The sequence below is a fragment of the Ruminococcus sp. AM42-11 genome (genome assembly GCF_003480145.1).
GTDB classification, from domain to species: Bacteria; Bacillota; Clostridia; order Lachnospirales; family Lachnospiraceae; genus Blautia_A; species Blautia_A faecis.
The window spans coordinates 60,443-83,421 of sequence record NZ_QUIO01000008.1; the positions used below are offsets into that span (position 1 = coordinate 60,443).

Annotated in this window: 14 protein-coding genes, 1 tRNA gene and 3 pseudogenes; 1 reads left to right on the forward strand and 17 read right to left on the reverse strand. The window is 44.8% G+C overall.

Annotation, left to right across the window (positions count from 1 at the left end):
* Window positions 1-48 precede the first annotated feature (48 nt).
* From truB to DW904_RS06740, 12 genes and pseudogenes are all read right to left on the reverse strand, one after another.
* Complete coding sequence (truB, locus tag DW904_RS06695) at window positions 49-939, reverse strand: tRNA pseudouridine(55) synthase TruB (RefSeq protein ID WP_118578676.1); 891 nt, start codon at window positions 937-939, stop codon at window positions 49-51.
* Window positions 939-1,901 carry a bifunctional oligoribonuclease/PAP phosphatase NrnA gene (locus DW904_RS06700; protein ID WP_118578678.1) on the reverse strand — a complete coding sequence of 321 codons (963 nt, stop codon included), beginning with the start codon at window positions 1,899-1,901 and terminating at the stop codon, window positions 939-941. The genes truB and DW904_RS06700 overlap by 1 nt, the downstream gene beginning before the upstream one ends.
* A 17-nt stretch (window positions 1,902-1,918) precedes the next feature.
* Complete coding sequence (gene rbfA, locus DW904_RS06705; protein ID WP_118578680.1) at window positions 1,919-2,341, reverse strand: 30S ribosome-binding factor RbfA; 423 nt, start codon at window positions 2,339-2,341, stop codon at window positions 1,919-1,921.
* A 91-nt stretch (window positions 2,342-2,432) separates the two neighbouring features.
* Window positions 2,433-5,417, reverse strand: a complete 2,985-nt coding sequence (infB, locus tag DW904_RS06710; protein WP_118578682.1) for a translation initiation factor IF-2 — start codon at window positions 5,415-5,417, stop codon at window positions 2,433-2,435.
* A gap of 160 nt (window positions 5,418-5,577) precedes the next feature.
* On the reverse strand, window positions 5,578-5,898 hold the full coding sequence (locus DW904_RS06715) for a ribosomal L7Ae/L30e/S12e/Gadd45 family protein (protein WP_118578684.1): 321 nt from the start codon (window positions 5,896-5,898) through the stop codon (window positions 5,578-5,580).
* Window positions 5,888-6,162: pseudogene (locus DW904_RS06720) on the reverse strand (YlxR family protein). The gene DW904_RS06715 and the pseudogene DW904_RS06720 overlap by 11 nt, the downstream one beginning before the upstream one ends.
* Entirely contained in the window at window positions 6,146-7,354 is a 1,209-nt protein-coding gene (gene nusA / locus DW904_RS06725; RefSeq protein ID WP_118578762.1) for a transcription termination factor NusA, read from the reverse strand. The pseudogene DW904_RS06720 and the gene nusA overlap by 17 nt, the downstream one beginning before the upstream one ends.
* Before the next feature lie 150 nt (window positions 7,355-7,504).
* Entirely contained in the window at window positions 7,505-7,969 is a 465-nt protein-coding gene (gene rimP, locus DW904_RS06730; RefSeq protein WP_118578686.1) for a ribosome maturation factor RimP, read from the reverse strand.
* An 84-nt stretch (window positions 7,970-8,053) separates the two neighbouring features.
* Complete coding sequence (locus tag DW904_RS22785) at window positions 8,054-8,227, reverse strand: hypothetical protein (protein ID WP_202187681.1); 174 nt, start codon at window positions 8,225-8,227, stop codon at window positions 8,054-8,056.
* A 10-nt stretch (window positions 8,228-8,237) separates the two neighbouring features.
* Window positions 8,238-10,483 (reverse strand): annotated as a pseudogene (locus DW904_RS06735) (DNA topoisomerase (ATP-hydrolyzing)).
* 69 nt (window positions 10,484-10,552) lie between these two features.
* Window positions 10,553-10,642 (reverse strand): annotated as a pseudogene (locus DW904_RS25105) (DUF6783 domain-containing protein); the annotation flags it as partial.
* Window positions 10,643-10,780: 138 nt separating this feature from the next.
* Window positions 10,781-12,706 (reverse strand): DNA gyrase subunit B, encoded by a 1,926-nt coding sequence (locus tag DW904_RS06740; RefSeq protein ID WP_118578764.1) that lies wholly within the window; start codon window positions 12,704-12,706, stop codon window positions 10,781-10,783.
* A 467-nt stretch (window positions 12,707-13,173) separates the two neighbouring features.
* On the opposite strand from DW904_RS06740, the gene DW904_RS06750 reads away from it, so the two are divergent.
* Window positions 13,174-13,245 (forward strand) — tRNA-Glu (locus tag DW904_RS06750).
* Window positions 13,246-13,495: 250 nt separating this feature from the next.
* On the opposite strand, the gene DW904_RS22790 is transcribed toward DW904_RS06750, so the two are convergent.
* The 5 genes from DW904_RS22790 to DW904_RS06775 form a co-directional block, all read right to left on the reverse strand.
* Window positions 13,496-17,023, reverse strand: coding sequence for a hypothetical protein (locus DW904_RS22790; RefSeq protein WP_202187682.1), 3,528 nt, complete (start codon window positions 17,021-17,023; stop codon window positions 13,496-13,498).
* Window positions 17,020-17,451: an Ig-like domain-containing protein gene (locus tag DW904_RS06760; protein WP_118578690.1), complete on the reverse strand. Its 432-nt coding sequence runs from the start codon at window positions 17,449-17,451 to the stop codon at window positions 17,020-17,022. Before DW904_RS06760 ends, DW904_RS22790 begins: the two co-directional genes overlap by 4 nt.
* 194 nt (window positions 17,452-17,645) lie before the next feature.
* Complete coding sequence (locus DW904_RS06765; protein ID WP_118578692.1) at window positions 17,646-19,805, reverse strand: RNA degradosome polyphosphate kinase; 2,160 nt, start codon at window positions 19,803-19,805, stop codon at window positions 17,646-17,648.
* 11 nt (window positions 19,806-19,816) lie between these two features.
* A complete protein-coding gene (locus DW904_RS06770; protein ID WP_118578694.1) occupies window positions 19,817-21,352 on the reverse strand; it encodes an HD domain-containing protein in 1,536 nt (511 codons plus the stop codon).
* A gap of 188 nt (window positions 21,353-21,540) precedes the next feature.
* Complete coding sequence (locus tag DW904_RS06775; RefSeq protein ID WP_118578696.1) at window positions 21,541-22,851, reverse strand: ATP-binding protein; 1,311 nt, start codon at window positions 22,849-22,851, stop codon at window positions 21,541-21,543.
* Window positions 22,852-22,979: the final 128 nt, after the last annotated feature.

A 22,979-nucleotide genomic window follows, 5' to 3' on the forward strand; every position in this document is an offset into this window, starting at 1 on the left:
TGCCTGATTGGTAACTGTTCAGCACCTGCTGAATCGTCACTTTATTATTCAGAACATTTTCACCGGATAATATTTCTTCTTCCCTGCATCCCACTGAAAAATACCTGTAAAAGTTCCGTCACTGGCGTACATGCGCACCCAACCCTCTTTGTGCTGGGGACGAACCAGATTGTCGGACAGCGGATTTCCATTTGCCAGAAGCCTGTCCCCGTAAGAATCCGCATAAAGAGCGGGGTACTCAGCCAGAACTGCTTCCACCGGGTCGATCATATCCTGGACGGTTCCATCTGCCACAGCAGCTTCCACCTGGGCAAGCGTATGGCTCTCAAAGAGAGAATACCGACCAACCCTTGACCGGAGCAGTTCTTCCATACAGCCGCCACAGCCAAGCTTCTCGCCAATATCATGGCACAAGGTGCGGATATAGGTTCCCTTACTGCAGGTCACTCTTATTTTCACCAGCGGAAGATGAAATTCCAGAGGCTCTATCTCGTAGAAACACACTGGCCTGGCTTTTCGCTCAACCGTTTTGCCCTCTCTTGCCAGCTCATAAAGTTTCTTTCCATTTACCTTCAGAGCAGAATACATAGGCGGAACCTGAAGCTGCTCCCCTACAAAGCTTTTCAGTACTTTTCGCACTTCCTCCTCGGTCACATTCACCGGACGCTCTTCCAGAACTGTTCCGGACATATCCTGAGTATCCGTGTCGATTCCCAGATGAAGCACTGCCTCATACGTTTTTTCCTTATCTGTAAGAAGATCCACCAGCTTGGTGCCTTTTCCAAGAGCTACCGGCAAAACACCGGTAGCATCCGGGTCAAGAGTCCCTGTATGTCCTATTTTTTTCATATGGAGAATTCCCCGAAGCTTGGCTACCACATCATGGGAGGTAAAGCCTTTTTCCTTGTGAATTACAATGATTCCCTGAAAATCTGCCATTACTTATCCTGTCCTAAAAGCTGTTTTTCGATCTGCTCTGAAATATTATTGATAACGTCGTACATGGAACCGGCCAGATCGCAGCCTGCTGCTTTCACATGTCCGCCTCCTCCGAAATAGGAAGCGATCTTGCTTACATCTACAGAACCGTTGGAACGGAGTGATACCTTGAATACCTGGCTTTCATGCTCGTAAATAAACATTGCCACTTCCACACCTTTCGTAAGACGGAGCTGGCTTACGATTCCATCCAGGTCTGACGGCTTTACCCCATAGAAATCCATGTCTCTCAGCTTCATGTAGCCAACGATACATTTGCCATCCAGAAGCATAATGCTCTCTGCCAGAACACGTCCCATGACCTGATTCTGAATGTAGCTTTTCTGATAGAAGGATTCGTCAATAATATTGGAAAAATCAACGCCTTTTTCCATCAGGTCACCGGCAATACGCATGGTGTCCGGAGATGTGGAGGAATACTGGAATACACCTGTATCGTGGATCATTCCGGTATAAATAGCAGTTGCAATATCCAGATTGATTTTTTCTTTGTCAAGAAGCTTATACAGAACCTCGCTGGCAGAGCTGATCTCACCATGTACGTGGTTCACATCTGCAAATCCCGGATTGCTCACATGATGGTCAATGCAGACGGTCTTTTTCGCAGAAGCAAAATAATCAGCCGCCACTGCCAGACGGTCAGGAGCGCTTACATCACAGGTCACAAAAAGATCATACTCTCTGGGCTCACCTGCTTCATAATGTACCTCATCCATGCATGCAATATGTCCGAATACCGGCTTCGGCTTCTCCAGATAGATATCTGCCTTGATTTCAGGATACCATTTCTTTATATACAGATAAAGTGCCATGCAGGAACCTACACAGTCACCATCCGGGCGAACATGTCCCCCAATTCCCATGGTCTTTACGCCATCCAGAATTTCTTCGATTCTCTCCATTCCCTTCACCTCGATTTTTACTCTTCGTCTTCAGTTTCTGCTGTATCCTGTTTTTCCCCGTCCTCACTCTCAGTGCCCTTCGAATGGTCGTGTTCGATCACGTCATCAATGAGTCTGGACATATTTACGCCATATTCAATGGACTCATCCAGAATGAAGCGGATTTCCGGCGTATTGCGAAGATTCAGGTTCTTCGCAAGCTGACGGCGGATATAGCCTTCTGCACTTTTCAGCCCTTTAATTGTGGACTGCTTGGATTCCTCGCTGCCAAGGACACTGATAAATGCCTTGCAGGTCTTAAGATCCGGTGCAACCTCCACAGCCATGACAGATGTCATGGGATGGATGCGGGGATCCTTGATCTCACCGCGGATAATGTTGCTCAGTTCTTTCTGAACTTCTGCATTGATCCTTGTATTTTTAATGCTGTTTTTTCTCATTTTTTGGTCTCCTATATGAGTGCAGGCTCTGGACAACGGAAAATTGGGGGCAATGAGCTTGCCCCCAACTGACACCTGCGATTACTACGCTCTAGCGCGGCACCTCAACCATAATATATGCTTCAACTTTATCTTCTTCTTTAACGTCATTGAAATCCTGGAATACAAGACCACACTCATAGCCTGCACGAACTTCTTTGACATCATCTTTAAATCTCTTAAGGGAAGCCAGCTCACCTTCGTAGATCTGCTCCTCGTCTCTGGTGATGCGTACCTTGCATCCTCTCTGGAAGGTACCGTCAAGCACATAGCTTCCTGCGATAGTACCGATACCGGAAGCCTTGAACAGCTGACGAACCTCTGCATGACCGATTACCTTCTCCTCAAATACCGGATCCAGCATACCCTTCATGGCAGCTTCCACGTCCTCAATTGCCTGGTAGATAACACGGTACAGACGAAGGTCAACGCCTTCCTGCTCTGCCAGCTGTTTCGCTGTGGTATCAGGACGAACGTTAAATCCGATGATGATCGCATTTGATGTAGCAGCAAGGCTGACATCAGACTCATTGACAGCACCAACGCCGCCATGGATCACTCTTACAACAACCTCATCATTGGAAAGTTTTACAAGACTCTGTTTTACAGCCTCTACAGAACCCTGCACATCGGCTTTGACAATAATCGGGAGCTCCTTAAGGTCGCTTGCCTGAATCTGGTCAAACAGATTATCCAGGGAAAGTTTACCCTTAGTTTCCTCAAGAAGACGGTTCTTATTCTCGGAAACAAATGCTGCTGCAAAATTCTTAGCCTCTTTATCATTCTCAAAGGACATAAGAACCTCTCCGGCATTCGGAACATCGCCAAGACCAAGGATCTCTACAGGAGTAGACGGACCAGCCTGTTTTACACGGCGTCCCTTATCATCCATCATAGCACGTACTTTACCATTGCATGCTCCGGCTGCGATAAAATCTCCAACATGAAGAGTACCCTTCTGTACAAGGATCGTAGCAACCGGTCCTTTGCCTTTATCCAGCTGAGCCTCGATCACAAGACCTCTTGCTGCACGGTTCGGGTTTGCCTTCAGCTCAGAAACCTCTGCTGTTAAAAGGATCATTTCAAGAAGATCATCAATGCCCTCTCCTGTCTTGGCAGATACCGGAACGAACGGAGTTGTACCGCCCCAGTCCTCAGGAATCAGCTCATACTCGGAAAGCTCCTGTTTTACACGTTCAATGTTTGCACTTGGCTTATCGATCTTGTTGATGGCAACGATGATCTCAACACCAGCAGCCTTTGCATGGCTGATAGCTTCTACTGTCTGTGGCATAACACCATCATCAGCTGCAACTACAAGAACAGCGATATCTGTGGAGTTTGCTCCACGCATACGCATGGCAGTGAATGCCTCATGTCCCGGTGTATCAAGGAAAGTGATCTTCTGTCCGTTGATATCAACTACATAAGCACCGATATGCTGTGTGATTCCACCAGCCTCGCCTCTTGTTACGTTTGTCTTACGGATTGCATCCAGAAGAGAAGTTTTACCATGGTCAACGTGTCCCATTACACAGACTACCGGTGGTCTTGAAACCATTGTGGATTCGTCTTCCTCTTCCTCTTTCAGAAGCTCCTCAATTACATCTACTTTTTCTTCTTTTTCTGCAATAATGTCAAATCCAAGAGCAATCTCTTCTGCCTGCTCGAAATCGATCTCGTGGTTTACCGTTACCATCTGACCTTCCATGAACAGCTTCTTAACAATTGCAGATGGCTGCATCTTCATCGCTTCTGCAAGCTCGCGGATGGTAAGCTTCTCCGGAATTGTGATCTCCTTGATCTCCGGTTTCTTCTCTTCCTGTTTCTGCTGCGGAGCAGGTTTCTGAAGTGCTTTCGGGATTCTGGACATCTGGTTTCTGCCGCCCTGGTTTGGTCTGTGTCCGCCACCTGATGTCTTATCGAAATCTTTCTTTTTATTCTTGTTCTCTCTGTCACGCTCACGCTTGCTGTCCTTGGATGTCTTGGTCAGCTCTGGTGTAAAGATTGCGTCAGATCCGCCGCTTCTTCTTGCACCGCCGGAGCGCTGTCCACCCTGGTGGTTCTGTCCGCCAAAGCGTCCTTCACTACGGTTATCTCCGTCTTTTCCTCCGAAACGTCCCTGACCGCCCTGTGGTCTTCCCTGGCCAAATCTGCTGCCATTTCCGTTTCCATTTCTATTGTCTCTGTTGTCACCGCCCTGACGGAATCCACGTCCGTTTCCATCACCCTGGCGCGGTCCTCTGTTCTGGGAATCTCCCTGTCTTACAGGTCTTCCCTGACCATCATTATTTCTGTTTCCGCGGAATCCACCCTGGCCGCCCTGTGGTCTTCCCTGGCCGAATCTGCCTCCGTTCCCATTTCTGTCACCACGATTGTTATCCCCGCGATTATTGTCGCGGCCTTCGCCTTGACGGAAATTACGGTTGCCCTGGCTATTTCCCTGACGCTGCTGGCCGTCGTTTCTGTTCTGCTGTGCAGCTGGTCTCTGGGATTCTGTCCTTGGAGCTTCTGCTTTTGGTGCAGCCTGAACCGGTTTTGCAGGCTCTGTCTTCGGTGCGCTCTTTGGTGCTTCTGCCTTTGGTGCTTCTGCCTTTGGTGCTTCTGTCTTAGGAGCTTCAGCCTTCGGTGCACTTACCGGCTTCGGTGCACTTACCGGCTTCGGTGCTTCTGTCTTAGGAGCTTCTGGCTTCGGTGCTGCCTTTACAGGTGCCTCTGCTTTCGCTGCCGGCTGTGCCTGTGCTGCAGGACGTGTGCCCTGTGGACGTGGCTTTCTCTCTCCAGCTGGTTTCTTTCTGTTCTTCCCGCCGTCACTTGCATTCTGTGCATGATATACGCGGATAATATTTTTTTTCTTCTTCGGTGCCTCTGCACCGTCGCCTTCTTTCTTTACTGACACTTTCTGCTCTTCTGTCTTAGGAGTCTCCAATGTTATTCCTTTCTCCTTTCCCGTATCTATAACTTTTTTCACTCTGTTTTTATTCTCTCTGTTTTGCTTATTTCTGTCTTTGGCAGGCTCATGTGAATTTATCACCATATGCCATTCTCCCTTCACCAGTACGAGTCAGGATACGCTTTCACAAGTTTTCCGCAGCTCGTATTATCAAAAATCATTTCCCGGGAACATTTAAAAGCATTCCCCGGAACGCTTTTTCCTCTTTGGTTCAGGTCGTTTTCTCAGACAACAGTGGTATGCTCTAGAGCTCCTTCCCCTCATCCTGCAGCACCTTCCTAATAGCTTCTGCAAAATTCCAGTCCTGTACAGCCAGGCTGGCACGGAATTCCTTACCCATGGCATGCCCTAACGTTTCTTTATCTGAAAGGATATACAAGGGCACTTCGTAAAATTCACACATGTTCCGGAATTTCTTCTTGGTGTTATCAGAAGAATCCCCGGCTACGATTGCCAGATATCCTTTGCCGGTCTTAATGGATTTCTCAGTGGAAAACTCTCCGCTGACTGTCTTTCCGGCCTTTGTTGCAAGTCCGATCAGGGACAGCGCTTTATTATTCTTCAATACTATCAAACTCCTTCTCAAGGCTATCATAAACCTCATCCGGGATAGCTGCTTTCAAAGAACGCTCCAGTCCGTGATTCTTTCTGGCTTTCTCCAGGCACTCACGGCTCTTGCAGATGTAGGCTCCGCGACCGTTTTTCCTGCCTGTAGCATCCAGAATGATCTCATCCTCTGCGGTTTTCAACACCTGATCATTTCTTTTTTATTCTTCATTTCTCTGCAGCCAGTACACTGGCGCATGGGAATTTTATTCTTCGTCTTCATTCTCTACCGCATCCTCAGTCTCTTCAGACTCTTCACCGGCAGCTGTTTCTTCGCTATCCTGAGAAATTTCTTCTGTAGCGGACTCCTCAGACTCTTCGTACTCGTCATCCTCATAGTACTCATCGTCATCCTCGTCATAATCATAGAAGTCGCCGGACTCTCTTGCCTGGGTTTCACTCTTGATATCAATCTTAAATCCAGTCAGACGTGCTGCAAGACGTGCATTCTGTCCTTCTTTACCGATTGCAAGGGAAAGCTGGTAATCCGGAACCACAACAAGTGCAGTCTTCTCATCCGGATCTGCCATAACAGCGATTACCTTCGCCGGGCTTAATGCATTCTCGATCAAGATTGCAGGATTTTCATCCCAGTTGATGATATCAATCTTCTCACCGCGAAGCTCATTTACAATCGCACTTACACGGGCACCATTTACACCAACACATGCTCCAACCGGATCTACATCAGGATCGTTGCTCCATACTGCCAGCTTGGTACGGGAACCTGCCTCACGGGCAATGCTCTTGATCTCAACAGTTCCGTCTTTCACCTCAGCAACCTCAGACTCAAAGAGGCGTTTTACAAGGCCAGGATGTGTTCTGGAAACAAGGATACGAGGTCCCTTCGGTGTATCCTTTACCTCAAGAATATACACTTTGATTCTCTCAGTAGGCTTGAAGGTCTCACCCTTCACCTGCTCATTCTCAGCAAGGATTGCATCTGCCTTGCCAAGATTTACGCTTACATTATGTCCTACCACACGCTGTACAATGCCGGTAACAACCTCTTTCTCATTGCCGTGATACTGGTCAAACAGAACTTTACGCTCTTCCTCACGGATTTTCTGAAGGATTACGTTCTTTGCATTCTGTGTTGCAATACGGCCAAATTTGTCAGAGTGAACCGGTACCTTCAGGATATCGCCAACCTCTGCATTGGTATTCTGCTTCTGTGCTTCTACAAGAGAAACCTCTTCAGCAGGATCTTCTACGAATTCTACAACCCTGCGGTCTGCATATACACTGAAATCGCCTGTTTCTCTGTTAATGGTAACATGTACATTGTCAGCTTTTCCAAAATGATTCTTGTATGCCTGGATCAGGGACTGCTCAATGGCATCCAGCAAAGTTTCCTTGCTGATATTTTTCTCGCGTTCCAGTTCGTCCAGAGCACCCATTAACTCCTTGTTCATTTTTCTTATTTCCTCCTTTTTGCTTTCCAGCATAATCGCTTATTTCTTAAATCGGACATGTCGCCGACTGGCAGCATCTTCCTATATGAAAGTCAGCTGTTCCGCGCCTGTGGTACTCCCACAGCTGCCGGTCCGGACTTTCATGGTAACTCAAAAATCAATCGCCAGACGCACCAGTGCAATGTCTTTCTTATCGAAAGTGCGAGGAGTTCCCTCCTCATCAATGGTCACACTGTTATTATCATATGCTGTCAGTTCACCACAAAATTCTTTCTGTTTCTCGATTGGCCGGTAGGTTCTGATTTCTACCAGTTTGCCAATGCTTCTGGCAAAATCTTTTTCTTTCTTCAGAGGTCTGTCAAGTCCCGGAGAACTGATCTCCATGATGTAGCTGTCCTCAATGAAATCATCTTCGTCAAGCCTGTCGCTGAAAGCCCTGCTTACTGTCTCGCAGTCATTCACTGTGATTCCGCCTGGTTTGTCAATGTAGCCGCGAAGATACCAGTTTCCTGCTTCCTTGACATATTCCACATCTACCAGTTCGAATCCATTGCTTTCTACGATCGGAGATAACAATGCTTCTGCTTTCTGTTCATACTCTTCTTTTCTGCTCATTTTTCCCACCTGCCTCTCTATCCTTATCATCAAAAAGAGTGGGCTCACGCCCACTCCTTTGTCAACAAGTTCTGATTTCTTGTATCATTCTAACACCTTTAAATCCAAATTGCAAGGGCTTTTTCTTATAAATGCCCATTTTACAATGGTTTTAACCCATTTTGACAGTATTGTTAAGCTTATTTCACCAATAACAGCTTTTACTTTCAGCTCTTTTGAGCTTCTGCTGCACAACCTGTATAACAGCCTTTTCTTCATAATCTGCTGCTTAAATTCTGGGCTTCATACCCTTGGTATCACGTTTGGCCAACTTTACCTTGTTCAATGCATACGGCTTGTCGTGATACTGGATGGTGTACTCCTGTCTCGGTTCCACCAGATAGGCATGCTCAAGAACATCCCCGTCCCCCAGCTTCATTCCTCTTACACCAACAGAGGTCTTCTTCATGGTAGAAACATCTGTTTTCAGAATACGGAGGAAATAGCCATTCTGACTCTGGAATACCACCTGTTCCATTTCATCTGCCGGACCTACAAAGATCAGCTGATCCTCTTCTCCAAGTTTGGTAGATGCAATCGTTCTCTTTGCCACATCGAATTCCTCACCTGCAACAAGCTTGCACATGGAGGTCTTAGTCACAAACAACAGGGTGGATAATTTCACCTGTCCTGCAGGTGCCACATAAAGGATCTGCTCCTGGCTGCTGTCGTAGTTACTCAGATTATCAGCCGGAGTTCCCTTGTCACGGAAACGCACCAGTGGAATGTCTGCCACTTTAATGGAATGCATGCGTCCCATATCTGTGAAAATGCAGATCTTGTCTGTATTCATGCAGGTAAAAATAAATTTATTCTCTGCATGGGCAGCCTCTTTGTTTCTCTCATAAGCATTCTTATCAATAAGGCGCATATAGCCGAAGCGATCCATAAGGAAGCAGACCTCTGTCTCTTCCATCTTCTTTTCTTCGTAAACTGCCTCTTCTGCGTTCTCGATCACAGTTCTTCTCTTGGTGCTGTATTCTTTTTTGATTCCATCAAGTTCTTCAATAATCACTTCACACATGGAATCATAGTTGTTCAGAATATCTTCATAAGAAGCAATATTTTTCATAGTCTGGTCATACTCTGCCTGAAGAGCCTCAATTTCCAGTCCGATCAGACGGTACAGACGCATTTCCAGAATGGCTGTAGCCTGATTCTCCGTAAATTTCAGATTCTTTGCAGCTTTCTCACTGGCTTTTGACTTGAATTTGATTCCCTCTGTGATGCCCTCTACCAGACACTTCTTAACCTGGTCACGGCTTTTGCTGCCTCGAAGGATCTCAATGATCAGATCGATTACATCACAGGCTTTGATAAGACCTTCCTGGATTTCCTTTTTCTCAAGCTCTTTTCCCAGAAGAGTCTTGTACTTGCGGGTAGTCACCTCGAACACAAAATCCACATGGTGCTCAACCACCTGCTTCAGGCTTAATGTTTCCGGACGTCCGTCTGCAACAGCCAGCATATTGACTCCGAGGTGTCTTCCAGTCTGGTTTTCTTGTAGAGCATGTTGGTAAGATTCTCTACATCTGCATCTTTTTTCAGTTCCAGTACAATACGGATTCCTTCCTTGGAGGACTGGTTGGAAATGTCCACAATATCTGTGGTTTTCTTGGTTTCTACAAGGGAGGCTACGTCGTTAAGGAATTTTCCAATATTGGCACCAATCATGGTGTACGGAATCTCGGTAATCACCAGCTGCTGGCGGCCGCCTTTTACTTTTTCCACTTCCACTTTACCACGGAGACGGAGCTTGCCGCTTCCGGTTTCATAAATATTCAGAAGATCATCTTTATTTACAACCAGACCACCTGTAGGAAAATCCGGTCCTTTCAGATAACGCATCAGGCCTTTTACACTGATGTCGTTGTTCTTTATATAAGCTTTCACTGCATCCACAACCTCTCCAAGGTTATGAGGAGGAATGCTGGTGGCCATACCTACGGCGATACCATCTGCACCGTTTACCAGAAGGTTTGGAATCTTCACCGGAAGTACCTGGGGCTCCTTCTCTGTCTCATCGAAGTTTGGCATAAAGTCCACTACATTTTTATCAAGGTCTGCCAGAAAAACCTCCTGGGTCAGTTTCTCCAGTCTGGCCTCTGTATATCGCATGGCAGCGGCACCGTCTCCCTCAATGGAGCCGAAGTTTCCGTGGCCGTCTAACAGAGTTTTGCCTTTCTTGAAATCCTGTGCCATTACAACCAGTGCTTCATAAATCGAGCTGTCCCCGTGAGGGTGATATTTACCCATGGTATCTCCAACGATACGGGCGCATTTACGATATGGACGGTCGTAACGGATTCCAAGCTCGTACATATCATACAGAGTTCTTCGTTGTACCGGCTTCAGGCCATCGCGGACATCCGGAAGTGCCCTGGAAATGATAACGCTCATGGCATAATCTATATAGGATTTTTGCATCACGTCCGCATAGTCCGTGGCAATTACATTCTCCTGCTTTGTTTCCATAATCTGTTTTCCTTTCAAACACACTCTAGAGCCTGTTTGAAAAATCATTCCCGCAATCTGCACGCCCCACTTTGCGGTATATTTTGCCCGAATTCAGTTGCCGTAGCTCGCTACGGCGCCTTCATCCGGACAAAATCTCCCACAAATTGTGACGCACATCTTGCAGAAAGCCTTTTTCAAACATACTCTAAGCTAAAATCTGAGGTTCTCTTCTTGCAAAATACTCTTCTATATTATGTTCAGACCATATTCTGCTTTTTCATCCGAAAAATCCTGCTCTTTCGGATTTCAGCCTTCTTAAATATCCAGTTCTGCATCAGTTGCATGCTCGTAAATAAATGCCTTTCTTGGCGGCACGTCGCTTCCCATCAGGATCTCTGTCACGCTGGAAGCCATACGGGCATCCTCGATTTCCACCCGCTTCATTCTCCGGGTTTCCGGATTTAAGGTTGTCTCCCAAAGCTGCTGGGCATCCATCTCTCCAAGACCTTTGTATCTCTGGAGGGTAAAGCTTCCCGGCTTGTGACTGCGACGGTATTTCTCCAGTGCCTTATCATCATACAGGTACTCTTCGGCACCTTTCTTCGGCATTACTTTGTAAAGAGGGGGCATGGCAATATAAACATGTCCCTCGTAGATCAGTTCTGGCATAAAACGATAGAATAAAGTAAGTAAAAGTGTGGAAATATGAGCACCATCCACATCCGCATCGGCCATAATCACAATCTTGTCGTAACGAAGTTTAGTGATATCAAAGTCATTTCCATAGCCTTCGGAAAATCCGCATCCAAATGCATTGATCATAGTCTTAATCTCTGCGTTTGCAAGCACCTTGTCAATGGTGGCTTTCTCCACATTCAGGATCTTACCGCGGATCGGAAGGATTGCCTGGTAATTACGATCTCTGGCAGTCTTTGCAGAGCCACCAGCGGAATCTCCCTCTACGATAAAGATTTCACAAAGTGAAGGATCTTTTTTCTCGCAGTTGGCAAGCTTTCCATTGGAATCGAAGGAATATTTCTGCTTGGTGAGAAGGTTGGTCTTGGCACGCTCCTCTGTCTTACGGATCTTGGCAGCTTTTTCCGCACAGGACAAAATGGTCTTCAAGGTTTCCAGGTTTCGGTCAAAATAGAGTACCAGCTGCTCAGACATTACTTTTCCCGTGGCACGGGCTGCATCCTGATTGTCCAGCTTGGTCTTGGTCTGCCCCTCAAAGCGTGGCTCCGGGTGCTTGATGGAAACAACCGCTGTCATTCCATTACGGATATCCGCTCCTGTGAAATTAGCATCTTTTTCCTTCAGAATACCGATCTCACGGGCGTAAGTATTCATCACCGTTGTAAAGGTTGTTTTAAATCCGGTAAGATGAGTGCCGCCTTCTGCATTGTAAATATTATTGCAGAAGCCAAGTACGTTCTCACGGAATTCGTTGGTGTACTGAAATGCTACTTCTACCTGGATTCCGTCAGCTTCTCCTTTCAGATAAATCGGTTCGTGGAGAGCTTCGGAATTGTGATTCAGGTCTTTGATATATCCCACGATTCCATCTGGCTCATGATAAGTAATATCTTCAGGCGTATCACCACGAAGATCCATGAAATGAATGGTAAGGTTGGGATTCAGGTATGCAGTCTCATGGAGACGGCTCTTTACTTCTGTGGATGAAAATCTTGTTTTCTCAAAAATCTCCGGGTCTGGAAGAAAATTTACGCAGGTTCCGGTCTGTCTGGTCCTGCCAAGTCTGGGGAGAAGACCCTCTTCCAGTTCAATCGTAGGGATACCTCTCTCGTAGTGATCGTGATGTACAAATCCGTCACGGCTGATCTTAATATCCAGATATGTGGACAGGGCATTTACAACGGAAGAACCAACGCCATGAAGTCCACCGCTTGTCTTATAAGCAGAGTTGTCAAATTTACCGCCTGCATGGAGGGTGGTAAATACAAGACGCTCTGCAGATACCCCTTTCGCATGCATATCTACCGGAATACCGCGTCCATTATCAGTGACCGTACAGGAGCCGTCTTTCTCCAATGTTACTTCAATTTCAGAACAGTAACCGGCCAGATGCTCATCTACCGCATTGTCCACGATCTCATAGATCAGGTGGTTCAGGCCTTTTCTGGATACGCTTCCGATGTACATTCCCGGACGTTTCCGAACAGCTTCTAATCCTTCCAGGACAGAAATACTACCCGCGTCGTAAGTGTCTTTCTTTGCCATGGTGTTAATTCCTTTCTTACTATCATTCAGACTGTTACCAGTGAACAGTAACTTCAGGCTCTGCTGTCCCATATTCTTCTTTTATGCATCCAGTGTACCGACAGGATTGTTCGAGGAATCAACTTGTAAGTGCACGAAACAACTGCTCATTTCATTTACAGCTCTACATTTCATGATGCACTGTCTGGGCTTCAGCATTTATTCCAATGGTTGTGAAAAGCGGACAATACGTCCGCTTCTTTTCCATTCTTATCTTCTGTTCAAACATTCGTTCTATATCATACCCCAGTTTATGGTATTTTTGCAAGTAAAATTTGGTTTTTCTATTTTGTTCAAATTTTTTTTGACACCGCAAACCCGCTTATTTCCTGGCTTTTTTCGGAGTTTTTCAATTTTTCGCAAAAAAAATAAAAAAAGTGCTTGCATTCTCCTGCAAAGTAAGATATACTAAGCGAGTCGGTTGACAAGGCCAGTTGGTCAAGGGGTTAAGACGTCGCCCTCTCACGGCGAAAACACGAGTTCGATTCTCGTACTGGCTGCTAGGAACTTCCGAAGTGATTCGGAAGTTTTTTTGTTTACCGGATTTTATGAAAGTTTTTTTGTATATTGTTGCATTTTTCTATAATTTAAACAAGAAACCAACTCCATTCACTCTTATGGAAAAACAAGTTCCCATAAATATTGTTAAATTCTTTTTTTCAAAAAGGTGCCGCAGCGCGACTGCTATATCAGTCTGCCCTGCGGCACCCTTGATCCGGCTTTACAAGTATAAAGTCAGGATTTTAGTTTTTACTGGAAATCTTCGGAAGCGAAGTCGTCTGCATCTGCCTCAATGCTTTCTCCAGCATTTTCTGTGAAATCACCGGAACCAGCTGTAAATCCGTCAGCCTCTGGTGTGCTTTCGCCCTCTTCTACGAAACTCTCGTCACCAAATGCGGTTCCTTCGGTATCTGCTACTACTGCTTCATCAGTGAATCCGTCAAATTCTGGTAAAGAGAGCATATCCACGTCATCCCCTGCAAAAATCACTTTGAACGTAAACGTATAAACACCGTTCTCATTCTCAAATTGTCTTATTCTGCAATAATAAGTTTCACCAGCCAGCAGATATGCATCTTCAACGAAACCGTCACTAGAATAATCAACTCTTATTCCATTCTTGTACAGTTCAATATATACATCACTATAATCAGAAGTTATATTTTTAATATTGTACCAACCTGTTTTCTCCGGTACAAACGTATAATCCGCATATTCGCCTTCCTCCAGAGATACTTCATACTCAGTGTCACACTCAATTGCAGAAGCTTCTAACATTGTGTATTTAACCGAATATGTAACAGTAATATTATATTTGCTGTTTGTTACTACAATTTCTTTTACAACGCCCTGTTCATCCTTGTTAATCTGTACAGATTTATTTTCGTCATCATTTGTTACAGACAAGTCTGTCAACGTTGCTTCCGTTCCTGTTACACTAATAATATTGTTAATATTACTTACAGAATATGAAACAATACCTTTTCCAGAAATTCTGTCCGGACGTACAAGTTTAAAGTCTCTTTCATATTCAACATAATATTTAAAAGTTTTTTCTCCGGATGTTAATGTAATTACTACATCACATTCATGACTTCCATCATCCTCGCTAATTGTATATTCAATACCCTCAGCTGTATTTACTGTAAATTCTGGCAAGGACTCTGAAACTCCATAAATTGCCATCCATCCACTGGTATCATAGGTTTCAATATCAACCCGCGTAATCATACTACCTACAATATCATCTTCATTGAGGCTGAATATTTCTCTTAAATCCATTTCATAAAAGATTTTCCAAACTCTAGAGATACCATATTTAGCATTAGTAGCCGTAACCATTTTTACATAATCTTGACCAGATACATCTGCTACTTGAACATCTGCCTTTTCTCCATTTTCGTTTGCAAAAGTTATTTCCAGATTTCCAATATTTTCACCTTTGCCGCGGATTAGGATTCCATCACAGTCTTCTTCATCATTATACACTTTCTCATAGTCAGCGTACTCACCGTCTATTATAACATTTTCCACATTTGAAACACTGTCAATGGCATCTATAATATCATTCAGCTTCTGAATCATTGCCTTAATATCATCTATATTATCTGAAGTACTATTCACACTCTTTGCTTCAGAAAGGAGGATATCAAGGTCAGCCTTAAATGCATTATCTACAAGAGCCGCTTTCTGTTTTGATACTTCGCTGATCTTTCTGTCCAATTCTGCTTTCAAAACATCAGTCTCAGACATACCAACAGTATCGCTTCCACCATTTGGCCAGTAACCAACTGTATTAATACCGGTTACCCTGCCAGTAACAGAATCATAATCGCACACATGCCACAGATTTCCAGCCTGACCAGTCGGTACACTAAATGTATTCAGAAGGGTACTTCCTCTGTAAACTGTGACAATTGCACCAGACTTGTTAGACATGTTGGTGCTTTCTTCATCAGACTGATCTGTAAAATCATAAATATAGAAACTATAAGTTCCTGCCGTCTGTTTGTAAATTGTGGTTGTCTCTGGTCCTTCCCAATCTGTATCATCTACATCCAGATCTGCATAGGTCACATAATTCTCCTGTGTGTCTGTATCTCCATATGTCTTATCCGAATAATAGGTATGGAATTTACCATTTCCGCTTGCTTTTGGACCAACCAGATGAGAATCAAGGTCAGAAGGTGCGTCAGACTCCTCATCGCCCCATCTCAGAACGAAACGAATCTGATCATCATTGATAATCCTCGTTACAGAGAAGGTCTTGGTTACTGTCTGTCCGCTTACTACTGTTACACTGAACGGCGCAGCAACAATTTCAGACTTTGCATCTGCTGATACTACCTGAATGGTGTACGTTCCGATTGGAAGCTCTTCTATTGTGCATTTTCCATTTTCAGACACATCTACTGCGATCTCTTTTAATACTTTTCCAGAAATATTGTTTGCTCCTTCACGAATTTCAAGGGCAACTGCATAATCAATAACGCTTCCTGTTGCAGCATCTACAAATGTAAGATCCACGCTGCCTGTCTCATCTTCGCCGCCAGCTACAAGGCTAATTATCTCACAGCTGAATGAGTTTTCATTTGCACTTGTGATCTCTACAGTCTGTAATGCAGTGCGGTATCCGTCTGCAACAACTACCAGATAATAATTTCCCCATTCTGCTTCAAACGCATAATTTCCGTCTTCAGCTGTATCTGCCACTTTATTTTCTACAGTCAGATACTGGGAAACATTTCCTGCATTGATTCCTGCAACATAGTTTAACAGATATACAGAAGCACTGGAAAATGCAGTGTTATCCCCTGCAATTTCTACTTTACCGGTTACAGAAACCTTATTAACTGCCACATTTTCATCTTTCTCTGCCACTACTGTATCCAGAATTTTACCTGAATCAGAATCTTTTACCTGAACTTTTCCAAGACCTTTTACATCTGGAATATTAGCTGCGTCAGATACAGTAGCTGTTGTGCTTTCTGCACCTGCGTTCAATGTCAGTTCTACCTTGCTCTCAGCTTTCAGATTTAGGTTCTGACTGGTGGAAATGGTACTTCCCCCTGCTGAAGCCGTACTGGTAACAGGAATTGCCGTTGCAGTAATTTTGCCGGATACATTTACATCTGCCTTTGTGGACAGGGTAAGTTCGGATACAGTTCCGTTATTTACCAGATCAAGCTTTGGTGCTTCGGACTCACCTTTGTTTACTTCAATGTTTGCGCTTGCGCCTTCATCAATTGCCACACGTCCGGTTGCTGCCTGGAATATAATGTTGTTACCGGTTGCTTTCTCAATAAAGGTATTGGATGCAATTGCTTTGATTACAATTTCTTTGAAATTACCATTGTTGACAACTTCGCCGTTTGGTGCATTTACTACAAGTGTTAAATCAGACTTGTCTTCCTTTGGAATTTCGAAGCTGCTTGCTCCGCTCTGCTCAATTACTACTTCTTTCAAATCCGGATTCGGTGAAGCGAGTGCTGCATTCAGTTCAGCCTGAGTGGAAACCACCTGCTGAGTAATTGGAGTAGGGGTTGGAGTTGCAGTTGGTGCCGGGGTCGCAGTCGGCACTGGAGTCGCAGTCGGTGCCGGGGTTGCAGTTGGCGCCGGAGTTGCGGTTGGTGCCGGAGTCGCAGTTGGCACTGGAGTTGCGGTTGGTGCCGGGGTTGCAGTTGGTGCTACGCTGACAGTTACTGTGCATTTGTAGCTTTTTCCATTCGCGCCCTTAAATGTAACGGTGCATTTTCCTGTCTTTTTACCTGTGATCACACTTTTTTTGTAATAGTCGCAACTTTCTTATTACTGCTGGATACAGATTTGATCTTTGTTCCATTCAGCTTTACAGTTGCTTTTGAGCCAACTGTTACATTCAGCTTTTTCTGGCTCAGAGCCGGTGCTTTTACCGTAATCTTACAGGTATAGGTTTTCTTTCCTACTTTGGCTTTGATCGTAGCCTTACCTTTTTTCACTGCGGTAACTTTACCTTTGCTTACTTTTGCTACTTTTGCATTTGAGCTGGACCATTTTGCTTTTTTGCTGGTTCCTGTAACCTTGAGTGTAACTTTTTGGCCTGGATACAGGGTTGCTTTTGCCTTATTCATTTTTACGGCTGCTGCCTGAACCGAAAGGCTCATAGTCAGCACCATAACAACCATAAGCAAAAGTGCAGAAAGCTTTTTCCACATTTTCTTACTCATAATGCTCCTCCTTCGTTAAAATATTTTTCCGGTTTACCGCGATAAACTAGACTAATTTAATAATAAAATATTCTTTCTTCTATTTCAAGTACATTTTGGTTAAATTTTGTAGACAAAAGAAAGAAGCCGCCATATTGTAATCTCACATCACAATACAGCGGCTTTCCTTATTTTTCCTAATTCACTTTAAATTCTTACTCTTCCACATCCTCAGCCGGTTCTGCCGGGATGAAGACTCTGGAATTTTCATGTTTCTCTTTTTTCTTTAACGCTTCTGCTTTCTCAGTGGCTTCCCTGCAGAATTCCATCTGGGAATTGATCAGAAGCTTGCCTCTCTTGTCCTGCTTCTCGTAAGTTCCATCAGGCTGAAGAATATGGGCTTTTACATTATCACGGAACTCCAGATCCAGAACATGCTTGATCTCATTCTTGATCTGATCGTCCTCAACCGGGAAAACAATCTCCACACGGCGGTCTAGGTTACGAGGCATCCAGTCCGCGCTTCCCATATAAATCTCGTCGCTGCCATTATTGTGGAAATAGAAGATACGGCTGTGCTCCAGGAAGTTTCCTACAATGGAACGTACATGGATATTCTCGCTCACACCCGGGATTCCCACTCTCAGACAGCAGATGCCTCGGATCAGCAGGTAAATCTGCACGCCACAGGAAGATGCATGATAAAGAGCTGCAATGATCTTCGGATCACAAAGAGAGTTCATCTTCGCTACGATCATAGCCGGCATTCCTTTCTTCGCGTGCTCTGCCTCTCTCTCGATCAGCTTCAGGAAACGATCCTTCATCCAGATTGGTGCCACGATCAGACGATTCCAGTTCTTCGGCTCAGAATATCCGGAAAGCATGTTAAACACTGCAGTTGCATCCTCGCCGAAGCGCTCGTCACAGGTAAAAATGCCGCAGTCTGTATAAAGCTTTGCAGTGGAGTCGTTATAGTTACCAGTTGCCAGATGGACATAACGGCGGATTCCGGTGTCCTCACGGCGAACCACCAAAGTAATCTTACTGTGTGTTTTCAGACCAACCAGACCATAAATAACATGGCAGCCTGCTTTTTCCAGCATTTTCGCCCACACAATATTGTGTTCCTCATCAAAACGTGCCTTCAGCTCTACCAGAACCGAAACCTGTTTGCCATTCTCCGCTGCCTGGGCAAGTGCTGCAATGATCGGGGAATTTCCGCTGACACGGTACAACGTCTGCTTAATCGCCAGCACATCCGGATCCTTTGCCGCCTGGCGTACAAAATTTACAACCGGGTCAAAGCTCATATATGGGTGGTGTAAGAATACATCGCCCTCACGGATCACCTGAAAAATATCCTTGCTGGTATCTGCAAATGCAGGCACCACAGCAGGGGTATATTTCGGCTCTTTGTACTGATCAAAGCCATCCTGTCCATAAACCTTCATCAGCATGGTAAGATCCAGTGGTCCGTTAATATAGAAAATATCCTCTTCTTTAATGTCAAATTCCTTTTTCAGAATGCCAAGAAGTCTGGAGTCCGTTTTATCCTCCACTTCCAGGCGGATCACCTCACCCCACTGGCGCTTCTTCAGCTGCTTCTGGATTTCCACCAGAAGATCCTCCGCCCCATCCTCATCTATGGAAAGGTCCGCATTTCTCATAATACGGTAAGGATGTGCACAAACCACATCATATCCAAGGAAAAGCTTGTCAATATTGCGCTCGATAATCTCCTCCAGAAGGATCACAGTAGTGTCCTCTTTATTCCCGGATGGAATGACAACCACACGCGGCAGTACAGATGGCACCTGAACAGTGGCAAATACCAGTACATCCTTGCCCTTTTTCTTATCCTTCTTGGAAATCAAGGCGCCAATATTCAATGTCTTATTTCGAATCAACGGGAAAGGTCTGGAAGAATCCATTGCCATAGGAGTAAGAACCGGATAAACATTATCCTCGAAATAACGGTCCACATACTCCTGCTGTTCTTCATTTAATTTCTCATGCTCCATCACCAGGTGAAGTCCTACCTTCTCCAGTGCCGGAAGAAGGGAACGGTTCAGAGTGCTGTACTGGGAACGGACGAGTTCATGTGTCTGGACACTGATCTCCTTCAGCTGCTCTTTTGGTCCCATTCCTGCAATATCTGTTTTCTCATAGCCGGCATGAACCTGGTCCTTCAGAGAAGCCACACGAACCATGTAAAACTCATCCAGATTGGACGATACAATGCTGGTAAATTTCAGTCTTTCAAACAATGGCAGACTTTTATCTCTTGCTTCTGAGAGAACACGGTCGTCAAACTTCAGCCAGCTCAACTCCCTGTTCACAAAATACTCCGCTTTTTCAAAATTTTTCAGATCCATTGTGCCCCTCCTCACACTTTTCTCTTACGCCTGAATACCAGACGGATACCAAATACCTCTTCAAAAAATTCGACTTTATCCATAAGAAGTCCAAGCTCCAGGGAGATATCCTGCTCAGAATCAACTGTAAGAAGCAGGGTTCTGTCCTTCAGCATAGCCTTCATATTCTTTACCTTCTGATAATGGCTGCGATCCATGGCATTTGCAATACGAAGGATTGCAGTCAGCTTGGCGATCAAAAGATATACGGAACGATCCATTCCGACTTCTCCTGCGATCTCGCTGTAATAAACAAATTCTGTGGTATTGTAGCGCACCGCATTTGCAATGATCTGACGTTCTTCTGTGGAAAGTCCGATGATCTCCGTAGCCATAATGATCTGATAGGAGCACTCTGCCACATCTCCCATACTGATATATTTGCCACAGTCATGAAGCTGCACTGCGATCTGAAGAAGCAGACGCTCTCTGTCTCCCATTCCGTGCACTTTCTTCATGCTGTCAAAAATCGCCAGGGCAAGGTCGGTAGTACCCTTAATATGATCCTTTCCAGTAGAATAACGTTTGGCAATGTTTCTGGCTGCCACCAGAATATCATTTTCAAAATTATGTGCGCTCTTAATAAAATTCTTCTTTTCCCCGAAATCATAGGCAATGCCATCAAGAAGAGATACACCTGGCATCCAAAGCGCTTCTGCATTGAAAAGATCCATAAAATCTTTACAGATAACCATAGTTGGCACGATCAAAGCGGCATACTCCGGATCAATATCCATTTCCTCTGACAGTGAAGTCTCGGTCTTATAAACCGTATTCTCATACCGCTTCTCGAATTCAGCCCGTGTAATAATGTTATCCTGTCTCTCCTCACGGAAAATAGTCTCAGTAAGAAAATCCCCCATAAGGATCAAATTCTTTATCTCGCGGTCTTTCAGATAAAGACGCTTAAACCCGGTCAGGTCATTACGGATAAACTCCTCCACCAGCTGTGCATAATTCGTATTGGTTTTCTCCAGCTCCTTCAGACGTTGGCGGATACGCACGCTTCCCATTTTCAGGCTCTGGGTGGTTACAAGCGCATCTTTGTCAAACAGGGAAATCTGCAGGTTTCCACCGCCCACATCCAGAATAGCGGTTCCTTTCTGGATCATTTTCTTAAAGCCATTCTCAATGGCCGCAATAGATTTATAGCCCAGAAAATGCTGCTCGGCATTGCTTAAAACCTCCACATGAATTCCGGTTCTTCTGAAAATCTGTTCAATGATAATCAGCGGATTCTTCATCTCACGGAAAACACTTGTGGTACAGGCGCGGTAGTCTTTCACACCGTACTCTGCCATGATCCTCTTAAAGTCGTTAAGTACTTCACAAATAGTATCTACCTTATCCACTTCCATGGTTCCGCCGGAATATACCCCTACTCCAAGATTCAGACGATACCGGATATCGTCCACAGTCCGGAAACCACCCTTTTGGGAAAATTCAAAAATTTTCATGGTGATCTCATAAGAACTGATATCAATTGCCGCAAATGTGGTCACTGCCATACTTTTCTCCCTCCTGCCAAGGATTATTTCTTCTGTCTGTGCCTGTAAGTCAGACACAAGCAAAAGCTTTTTCTATTGTACTGCCCGCTTTCGCCAAAACCTAGAGCGTGTTTGAAATAACTATACCACTCACTTGTCTGTGAATCCGATTGCACAGGTATAAATTTCAGATAATCTCTGGTATTCTTTTACTGTTCCTCACTTGTTCCCAGAACATGATCAATAAACTGCTGCGCCGTTCTTCCAGTGAGACCGCCGTGAGAAAGCTCCCAGGCGTTTGCCTTCATCAGAAGCTCTTCTGCAGGCATTGTAACACCATAGCGCTCTGCAAGTGTAGTAACAATATTCTGGAATTCCTTCTTGTTCGGTGCACCAAAATAAATACGTACGCCAAAACGGTAAACCAGAGAAAGCTTCTCCTGCACAGTATCGGAGGAGTGCAGATCTTCATCGTCTGCCACCTCCAGCTTATCCCCGGATTTTTCCCGAACAAGATGACGTCTGTTGCTGGTTGCATAGATCAGAATATTGTCCGGCTTTTTCTCAAGGCCGCCCTCGATCACTGCTTTCAGATATTTATATTCGATTTCAAATTCCTCAAAGGAAAGATCATCCATATAAAGAATAAATTTGTAATTACGATTTTTGATCTGTGCGATCACATCATTCAGATCCTGGAACTGGTGCTTGTACACCTCGATAATGCGAAGTCCTTCGTCATAATAACGGTTCAGGATACCTTTGATGCTGGAAGATTTACCAGTTCCTGCATCACCAAAAAGCAGGCAGTTATTGGCCTTTCTTCCTCTTACAAAAGCCTCCGTGTTCTCGATCAGTTTCTGCTTGGGGATTTCATATCCAACCAGATCATCCAGATTCACATGGGCGATTCTGGTAATCGGTGCGATCACCGGCTTGCCATCCTTGCCATGCTCAATACGAAATGCCTTGTTCAATCCCAGCTTACCTACGCCGAAATCTTTGTAGAACTGCACCATATCTGCCATAAACTCTTCCACTGTAGAAGCCTCTGCCAGTGTTTTGCTCATATCACAGATTCTGTCGCAGATACGCTGGTTGTATACCTTGCTGTTACATCCTGTATTCACATAATTACAGAGAAAATCAGCACAGTCTGTTCCAAACACCCTGTCAAAAACAGAAAGATCATAGTCATAGAGTTCTTTGAAAATTCCAAAATCATGAAGAGCCAGATGGTTAATACTTCCCTCCACTGCCCCTCTGATCTCGGAAGCGGTACTGAATGCATTCTCGTGATTGACCAGAAGCTGCGTCAGATAAGTGTGCCACAGATTCCCGGAAAACCCATACATTCCTGCCATTTCCACCAGGCTTCCTGCCATATGGAAAAATTCCTCTTTACGATTCTCAAAGCCTTCTTCACCAGCCTCATAGCTGTTCATCAGTGATGTCATTATGTCCAGTACCTCACCGTTGTCGAAATTGCGGTAAAGGATACATTCTTCTGTTCTTGCCATTTTTGTTTCCTCTCAATTCCATGGCGCATTTGCGTGTCTCTTCTCCTTTTTGCTGCCCGCACAATTCATGGCAGCATACTTTCGGATATACAGGCTCTCGCATTTGCAATGTTTTTCATTCTACTTTT